Here is an 8,277-nt window from a genome sequence, read left to right as displayed (position 1 = left end):
CCACAATCATTGCAAGCAGACCCCTCATTTTGGGCAGTCTGCCTGCACACATATGCCTTGTACCGCATTCCAGCCGCATCTACCGCAAGCAGCTTTGGCAGGAAAACGTGGTGTTCCAGGAAACATCGTCTGACTGCGGGGCTACCGGCTGCAAAGAGAAAATTTCCTTTCCGGGGAAATTTTCTTTTGCAGTCTGGGTACCCCGCCACATTCGAGAATCTTAAACCGAAATTCACCTGGAACGCAAGTATGCCCTACACCACACTCTGGCAATGGTAAGCGTGCCAGGTGATTTTCGGTTTAACCATGTCAACTACCACCAACCTCGTTTTGCTAAAACCCGGGTGTGAACAGCTCTGTTTTACACCCGGCACATCAGTTTTGCTATAAATCGAGCAGGGAAAAGTTTCAAGAACCTGCTTCAGGGAACAGTTCCACGAACCTGTTAAGTGACTTGTCATCAATAATAAGGCATTTTGTCATTTAAACCCCATATTTCGTCAAATATGTTGAAACCTGTATTGCATTGCCGGGTTAATGGAGTAACTTTGTGTGCAGGAAAGCCTTATGGCAAATGCGAATGAAAGCGCAAGCGTCCGGTAACGGAAATACAAACAGCAAACAGCAATCAAACAGCAAAGACAGACTATATGGAAACTACGGAATTGAAATCAGGCTCAATGCTTCAGGACGGCAAATACAGGATACTCCGCACACTGGGACAAGGAGGATTCGGTATAACCTACGAGGCGGAGCAGGTGAGCCTCGGGAGAAAGGTTGCCATCAAGGAGTTCTTCATGAAGGAGCACTGCAACAGGGATGCAGACACCTCCCACGTTAGCGTTCCCTCCACCGGCAGCAAGGAGCTGGTGGGCAGGTTCAGGGAGAAGTTCATCAAGGAGGCGAGGATGATAGCCGGCTTCAACCATCCCAACATAGTGAAGATATATGATGTGTTCGAGGAGCACGGCACGGCGTACTATGTCATGGAATACCTCGAGGGCAAGTCCCTCCACACATTGGTACAGGAGAAAGGCCGCCTGGGTGAGGACGCCGCCAGAGGATACACAGGCGAGCTTGCGCAGGCCCTGGGATACATACACGGGAAGGGGATACTTCATCTTGACGTGAAGCCGTCCAACGTCATGCTGGGCAACGATGGTCACGCCGTTCTCATAGACTTCGGGATAAGCAAGCACATAGACAGCAACGGCCATCTGACCAGCAGCACACCGCTGGGGATGAGCAGGTACTATGCACCTCTCGAGCAGATAGCGCAGGAGGATGGAAGCACGTATTCGGCGGCCACTGACATATACTCTCTCGGAGCCACGCTGTATTATCTTCTCACCGGAAAGCACCCGCTGGAGTCGTCCGCCCTTCTCAAGGGCCTTCCCACCGGAGATCTGGAAGCGGCGGGAGTGAGCGGCAGCACCATAGGCGCCATAAGGGAGGCCATGCGCATTGCAAAGGAGGACCGACCGCAAAGCGTAACGGAGTTCATGAACCTTCTCAGCCGGACAGGGGACAATGACGGCGGAGACGAAACGCTCACTCACGGCACCTTGAGGATAATATGGAGACCAACCGGAGCGAAAGTTATAATAGACGGCAGGCAGACAGGCGGTGCTGAAAGTCCACTGGAGATAAAGCTTGAGCCGGGTACACACAGCGTGAGAATAGAGAAGGGCGGATATGCTGCCATTGAGCGCAGCGTCACCATAAAAGCCGGCCAGACAGTGGAGGTCAGGGCCGAACTTGAAAGAATCAAGCCTGCAGCAGGCTGGCTTGGAATTGCCGCCGGCATTGCCGCCGCGGCACTCGTTGCCCTGCTCTTGATATTGAAGCCTTGGGAGAGACCAAATCCGGATGAGGGAGACATAATCCTTTCCGATACCACCCTTGTTGCCGTTAATTCAACGCAGGCGCAGCCCGTAACAGCCATCTCAAGGCCGGAAATGCCTCTTTCCCCTGAGCTTCCCGAAATTCAGGAGAAAAAGGGCAGCGTTAAGGTAAGCAGTTCCCCTAACGGAGCACAGATATGGCTTGACGGAAAGAATACGGGATTGGAGACTCCGGAGATATTGGAGGACGTTGAAGCCGGCAGTCACAACATAACCTTGAAGAAGGAAGGCTATGACAACGCTGGAAGAAGCGTTACCGTACAGGAGGGGAAGAGGGTTTCCGTTGAGCTTTCACTTAAGGAAAAAGCAAAGGAAAAAGGCAGCGTAAAGATAAACAGCACGCCAAAGGGGGCGCAGATATGGATAGACGGAAGGAACACGGGCAGGAGCACGGACGACCTTCTGGAGGGACTGGAAGTCGGGAGCCACAGCCTGCGGCTAGTTCTTGATGGTTACGAGCCGTACACGGCCAGTCTTGAGATCAAGGCGGGCCGTCAGGACAGGAGCTATGTCCTGAAGGAGAAGCCTGCACCGGCCAAACCTGTGGTTCAGGCCAGTTCGAACAGGATCAACGGCCACGAGTATGTTGATCTGGGCTTGAGCGTGAAATGGGCCACCTGCAACGTAGGCGCCAGCAGTCCGGAGGGTTACGGCAGCTACTTTGCCTGGGGCGAGACGAGCCCCAAGAGCGAATACACGTGGGCGAACCTGAAATACTGCAATGACAATACTGGAGACAGCTTCTCCAAGTACAATCAGAATCAGGGCGGCACAAGGGACAACAGGACAAGGCTTGAGTTAAGTGACGATGCAGCAAGGGTGAACTGGGGTGGCAGCTGGCGTATGCCTACACTTGACGAGATAAAAGAACTCAAGGAGCAGTGCAGCTGGCAGTGGACCACTGTGAACGGCCACAGCGGTTACAGGGTCACCAGCAAGCGCAACGGCAGGAGCATCTTCCTCCCGGCTGCTGGTTGTCGCTATGGCGGCAGTTCCAACAGTGTTGGGTCATGCGGCTACTACTGGTCTTCGTCACTCCTCACAAGCTACTCCGACAATGCTTACCGCTTGTACTTCAATTGTAGCGATGTTGACTGGAACCTCATCTACAGGAGAAATGGCCAATCAGTGCGGGCTGTCTCAGAATAATGCCGCTAAGGGACGCAAGTCCCAAAGCGGCAAGCCCGGCGCCTGTCGCGGGGCGGTTTGGTCTTCGCCGTCCTTTCGGGCGGCGCATTCCGCCGGGCCTCCACAGAGGCATGGCGGAAAAATTTTTTTAGAAAAATTAATTTCTTATGACAAAGAAACAGATATTGGAATTTGAACACGCAAATCAAGGGAATGTAATCCGTTTGCACAAGGAAGGCACTTTTTATAAGGCTTATGAAATCAGTGCATTTTTATTGGTCAACTTTGTCAACCGGTTCAAAGTTTCCTGTCATTACTTCAAAGTGGTGGATGATTATATAGTTTCTGTTGGTTTTCCTATAGGCTCTCTTTCAAAATGGTGTGGCGGTTATAAGATGAATTGTGGCGAGGATTTCAACGATGTATTTCTTGAAATCAGCGCAGATGACATAAAAACACGTTTTACTGAATGGAAAACAAGGCTGGTTGAGAGTTCAAAGAAATCTTACGAGAGTTCATTCCAATATTTGCCAGTTTATGGTCTGGCATATAGAACAACAATGGAACTTACTCAAATGTGTTCCAATCTGAAAAGGACTTATCGCTATTCTTTGGGAGAAGATTTAAGAAAAGCCGCAATGGAAATGTTGCTTGACATCAGGCTTGCGGCCTCAAGTGTAGATAAACGCAACCTTGTGCACATTTCAAGAATAGAATTGATGCGCATGAATATGTCATTGAGAATGCTTGCCGATTTGAAAGAGCTCAAGGATTCCAGATATGTTTATTTTATGGAAATGCTTGATTCTATATCAGGACAATTGGCTTTATGGGAGAAAAGCTTGCTTGGAGAATCTCCTGCCGGAATGCCAATGCAATAGACTACATTAGCAGTGAGCAGGGTAAATTCAATACAAATGCAGTCTGTCTTTCTGTCTGATACGGCAGGGGGAAAACGTGGCTGTGGCAACGAACAACATGCCCTGGATCAGATGACTGCCATTATTCACGCACCGGCTGCTGGTTATCGCAATGGCGGCAGTTCCAACAATGTTGGGTCAAACGGCAACTACTGGTCTTCGTCACTCAACACAAGCAACTCCAACAATGCTTACAACTTGAACTTCAATAGTAGCAATGTTGACTGGAACAACAACAACAGGAGAAATGGCCAATCAGTGCGGGCTGTCTCAGAATTTACCAGAGTAAAAGCTTTTCTTCCTTTTTCTTTGTCAAGGCACAAACTGGCTGTTGATTTGTACAGGGCATATAAAGATGCCAGACGGCATAAGCGGTACAAATTGTATCAGCTGAAGTATGAACTGAATTATGAAAGGAAGATAATTTCTTTGAGAGATTCGCTTTTTGATTTCAACTATAATCCTGGCAGATCGGAATGTTTCATCATTCACGAGCCAAAAATGCGCGAAGTGTTTGCAGCTCCTTTTCAAGACAGGATAGTGCACCATTTGCTTTACAATTATGTATATAGATATTTTGTGAAGCATTTCATAACAGACAGCTACAGTTGTATTAAGGGAAGAGGAACACATTACGGGATAGAACGATTGGATGAATTCATCAAGAGCCAGTCCAACAATTATTCAAGAGCTTGCTTTGTGCTTAAACTTGACATATCAGGTTATTTCATGCGGATTAATCGTCAGAAGCTTTTGGAACTTTGTAAGGAATTATGCTTTCAAATACAAGAATCATATGGAACCCTTGTGAATTTTCTAGTTGAAACAATAGTTTTGAACAATCCTGTCAAGAACTGCATACGAGTTGGTGCGCTATCCGAATGGAGAAAACTGCCGAAGAATAAAAGTCTTTTTTGCAGCCCTTTGGGATGTGGTTTGCCAATAGGCAATCTGACTTCGCAGCTTTTCAGCAATGTTTATTTGGACAAGCTTGACAAGTATTGTACACAAGTTCTTGGATGCAGATATTACGGAAGATATGTTGATGACTTTTTCATTGTTGCTGCTACAAAATCGGAGTTACGGAGTCTTATCAAACCAATATCCGATTTTCTTGAAAAAGAGTTGGAACTTGAACTTAACAATGACAAAATACAGATATATTCAATTTATAGGGGCGTGCCTTTTCTTGGGGCATATATTAAACCATATAGAGTATACACTGAAAATGGATCTCTCAAACGTATGAAACAAAAGATTGCCGCTCTCAATATGAGCACTCCTGATTCAATCTGGAGGTCTATGAATTCATTTCTCGGAATACTGTCTCATTCCCGTTCGTATAACTTACGGAAGGAATGTCTTGTTCCGCTTGTGCCTTCTGCCTATTGGAGCGGATATTTCGGCAAATCTTTTCTTACATATAAATTGTGGTAATCAGGAGTTTTCAGCATTTCGTCAAGTAAACAGGGGGTTTTGTGTAATAAGCCGTGAAATGTTTGGAATGGTGTTGGCGGCATACTAAATTTGTACAAGAAAGAAAAAACAAATAACAGAGTATTAATCTTTTAAAAAAACAGAAGCCATGAAAAACGATTATTCAAAACAGACAGGCAAAAGCGCCGTTAACGCAAATGTTAATGATGAAGAGACCGTATTCGGAGAGGAAAGGAATGCTGAAGGCAGAGTTAAAACGAATGTTGAAAAGCCAAAGAGCAATTCAAATGTAAAGAAAGCTGTCATTGGTGCAGCGGCTGGAGCAGCCGTTGGAATAGGTGGCACGGTTCTTGGAAGCGAATTGTATGCTCAGGACAATGAGGCTGAGGAAAATCAGGAGAATCAGGAGAATCTGGAAAATCAGAATCAGGTTCAGTCTGAAGAGCAGGATATGACTTTTGATGAGGCATTTGCACAGGCACGCGCTCAGATGGGGCCAGGACAGGTATTCGAGTGGCACGGCAACAGATACACCACGGACTATCAGGAGGAACTCAACGCTCAGGAAAATGCAGATGTAACTGCAGAGGAGAATGTTCAGGAGACTGCAGAAGTGGAAGATAACGTAGATGTTATTGCAGAAACTGAAGAGAATGCTGAAGTTTCACAGCAGGAAGATGTTCAGGAGACTTTAGAGGAGAATGTGGAGGAACCAGTAGCAGAGCCATTGGAGGAATCATTGGAAGAGCCAGTAGAAGAACCAGTAGAAGTGCCGGTAGCAGAGGAACCGACTGAGGAGCCTTCAGAGGAACCAGCAGCAGAGCCAGTAGAGGAACCAGCAGAAGAACCAGCAGAAGAACCAGTAGCAGAACCTGCAGAGGAACCTATAGACGAGCCGGTAGCAGCTGAGCCGACTGAGGAGCCAGCTGAAGAACCAGTAGCAGAGCCGGTAGCTGAACCTGCCGAGGAGCCGGTAGCGGATCCTGACATAGAGATTGTTCCAGAGCCGGATGAGCCTGACATTGCCGCCAGCGAGCCGTATGAACCCGATGCAGATTATACCAACGACGCTGTACTCTGATGCAAGGCAGTTCAAACAATGGAATGATTATATTGTTTTGTCTATATTAACTTGAATTATGAAGATAAAGATCAAATGTCCGGAATGCGGTGCTGTTCTCAATATTGAGGACAGCCCGGACAATTCAGGCAAGAAAGTGAAATGTCCTGTATGCAAGACCGTGAACATATACGGGAATTTCAAGAGAGTTGGTACCCCGGTTGATGGGTCAAAGGCCAAGGATGAGGACTGCAGCACCAGCATTGCGGTAAACAGGCAGGCTGTGGTCATGAAACTCGTTGACCAGGACACAGGCATACAGTACAGGCTTCACGAAGGATTGAACAAGGTTGGGAGAATGACAGTCACAACACCTCCCAAGGCCGATATTGCCATAACCAGGGGCGAGGGCTGCGAGGACATGGGCTTCAGCCGCGAGCACATGATAATAGATGTCAAGTCCATGAAAGACGGCCTCATGCACGCCTTCATAAGCAATGACAGGAACAAGAACAGGACCTATGTGAACGGAGAGGAGCTTGCGGATGGCAACGCACTGGGACTGAACAACGGCGACCTGATCAAATCGTCCGCAACAGTGCTCCGGTTCGTGGCGGAGAGCAGTGATTCCGCACGCTCTCATGACAGCACAGAACTATAAACGGATAACAGGAATTACATGAGAACAGCAATAAAAGCTTATTCCATCCATGAACTTGGCCAGAGGTCCAATCAGGAGGACTGCATCTGGCCGGAGGGCTCCAGCCCGGAAGGGGATCTCTTCATACTTTGCGATGGTATGGGAGGCCATGAAAAGGGCGAGGTTGCTTCCAGAACCGTGTGTGAGGCCATGTCATCATACATAGGCTCACATACTGTAGAGGACGGATATTTCACTGAGGACATGTTCAAGGCTGCCTTGTCCTATGCGCTTGATGAGCTTGACAAACTGGACGATGGTGCGGAGAAGAAGATGGGTACCACAATGACCTTTCTCAAGTTCCACAGGGGAGGCTGCCTTGCGGCTCACATAGGCGACAGCAGAATATATCACATACGTCCTGCCGACAGGCGGTCCGAGAGCGGAGGCATACTTTTCAGAACCAGGGACCACTCTCTTGTGAACGATCTTGTGGAGCTGGGCTACCTTACACCTGAGCAAGCACTTACAGACCGCAGGAAGAACATAATAACCAGAGCCATTCAGCCGAATCTGGAAAGAAGGCCTGAGGCTGATATCGAGCAGATAAGCGACATAAAGTCCGGTGACTGGTTCTACATCTGCAGCGACGGCATGCTTGAGCAGGCCGAGGACAAGGAGATTGTGAACATTCTTTCCATGCGCAGGAAGGACAGCCAGAAGGTGGGCATCTTCCGCACGCTTACGGAAAACAACAATGACAATCATTCAGCCTTTCTCATACACGTTACCGGAGTACAGAAGGAGGAGTCGGACACTCCTGTTATGGAGACAACCGATGCTGGTGACAAGGAGCGCAAAGGGCAGGCTGCCATCCGGGAATCACCATCGCTGTTGAAGGTGATGATATTGGCAATGGCCTGTATTGTTTTTATAGGGATAAGTCTTTACCTGTGTAAGAAATTCAGTATATTTTGATAATGGCTTCAGCGGCATTCTGCCACTTGCCTGAACACAGGGTTTCACGCATGACCCGTTACCTTGCTGTTTTCCAGCTGGTTATGGTGTGCTTTGCGCAAGTGAAGCGTACGCCTACCTTGACCTTAGGTCTTGGGTCTGCCATGTATGGGGCGTCGTAGAGGTTCTTCTCTATCTGGGCAAGGGCCGAGCTGGCGGTGCCCCTCATCT

The 8,277-nt window shown here is 48.2% G+C and carries 7 protein-coding genes; all 7 read left to right on the top strand.

What is annotated here, in order from left to right:
* Positions 1–224: hypothetical protein (locus tag AC06L3_RS01830; protein ID WP_475668925.1), on the top strand; the 224-nt coding region annotated here is incomplete at its 5' end.
* A gap of 426 nt (positions 225–650) precedes the next feature.
* Positions 651–3,053 carry a PEGA domain-containing protein gene (locus AC06L3_RS01825; protein WP_475668924.1) on the top strand — a complete coding sequence of 801 codons (2,403 nt, stop codon included), beginning with the start codon at positions 651–653 and terminating at the stop codon, positions 3,051–3,053.
* 146 nt (positions 3,054–3,199) lie between these two features.
* The gene (locus tag AC06L3_RS01820) at positions 3,200–3,913 is read left to right on the top strand and encodes a four helix bundle protein (protein WP_475668923.1); all 714 of its coding nucleotides are present in this window, start codon (positions 3,200–3,202) and stop codon (positions 3,911–3,913) included.
* A gap of 540 nt (positions 3,914–4,453) precedes the next feature.
* Positions 4,454–5,389 carry an RNA-directed DNA polymerase gene (locus AC06L3_RS01815; RefSeq protein WP_475668922.1) on the top strand — a complete coding sequence of 312 codons (936 nt, stop codon included), beginning with the start codon at positions 4,454–4,456 and terminating at the stop codon, positions 5,387–5,389.
* A 148-nt stretch (positions 5,390–5,537) separates the two neighbouring features.
* On the top strand, positions 5,538–6,470 hold the full coding sequence (locus AC06L3_RS01810; protein WP_475668921.1) for a hypothetical protein: 933 nt from the start codon (positions 5,538–5,540) through the stop codon (positions 6,468–6,470).
* A 58-nt stretch (positions 6,471–6,528) separates the two neighbouring features.
* Positions 6,529–7,110 carry an FHA domain-containing protein gene (locus tag AC06L3_RS01805; RefSeq protein WP_475668920.1) on the top strand — a complete coding sequence of 194 codons (582 nt, stop codon included), beginning with the start codon at positions 6,529–6,531 and terminating at the stop codon, positions 7,108–7,110.
* A gap of 18 nt (positions 7,111–7,128) precedes the next feature.
* A complete protein-coding gene (locus AC06L3_RS01800) occupies positions 7,129–8,067 on the top strand; it encodes a PP2C family protein-serine/threonine phosphatase (protein WP_475668919.1) in 939 nt (312 codons plus the stop codon).
* Positions 8,068–8,277 lie beyond the last annotated feature (210 nt).

This window comes from Candidatus Egerieousia sp. (assembly GCF_056211015.1).
This window is presented reverse-complemented; position numbering and strand designations above follow the sequence as displayed.

Coding starts and splice junctions, on each gene's coding strand:
- AC06L3_RS01825 (WP_475668924.1), top strand. CDS start 651: ATGGAAACTACGGAATTGAAATCAGGCTCAATGCTTCAGGACGGCAAA.
- AC06L3_RS01820 (WP_475668923.1), top strand. CDS start 3,200: ATGACAAAGAAACAGATATTGGAATTTGAACACGCAAATCAAGGGAAT.
- AC06L3_RS01815 (WP_475668922.1), top strand. CDS start 4,454: ATGCGCGAAGTGTTTGCAGCTCCTTTTCAAGACAGGATAGTGCACCAT.
- AC06L3_RS01810 (WP_475668921.1), top strand. CDS start 5,538: ATGAAAAACGATTATTCAAAACAGACAGGCAAAAGCGCCGTTAACGCA.
- AC06L3_RS01805 (WP_475668920.1), top strand. CDS start 6,529: ATGAAGATAAAGATCAAATGTCCGGAATGCGGTGCTGTTCTCAATATT.
- AC06L3_RS01800 (WP_475668919.1), top strand. CDS start 7,129: ATGAGAACAGCAATAAAAGCTTATTCCATCCATGAACTTGGCCAGAGG.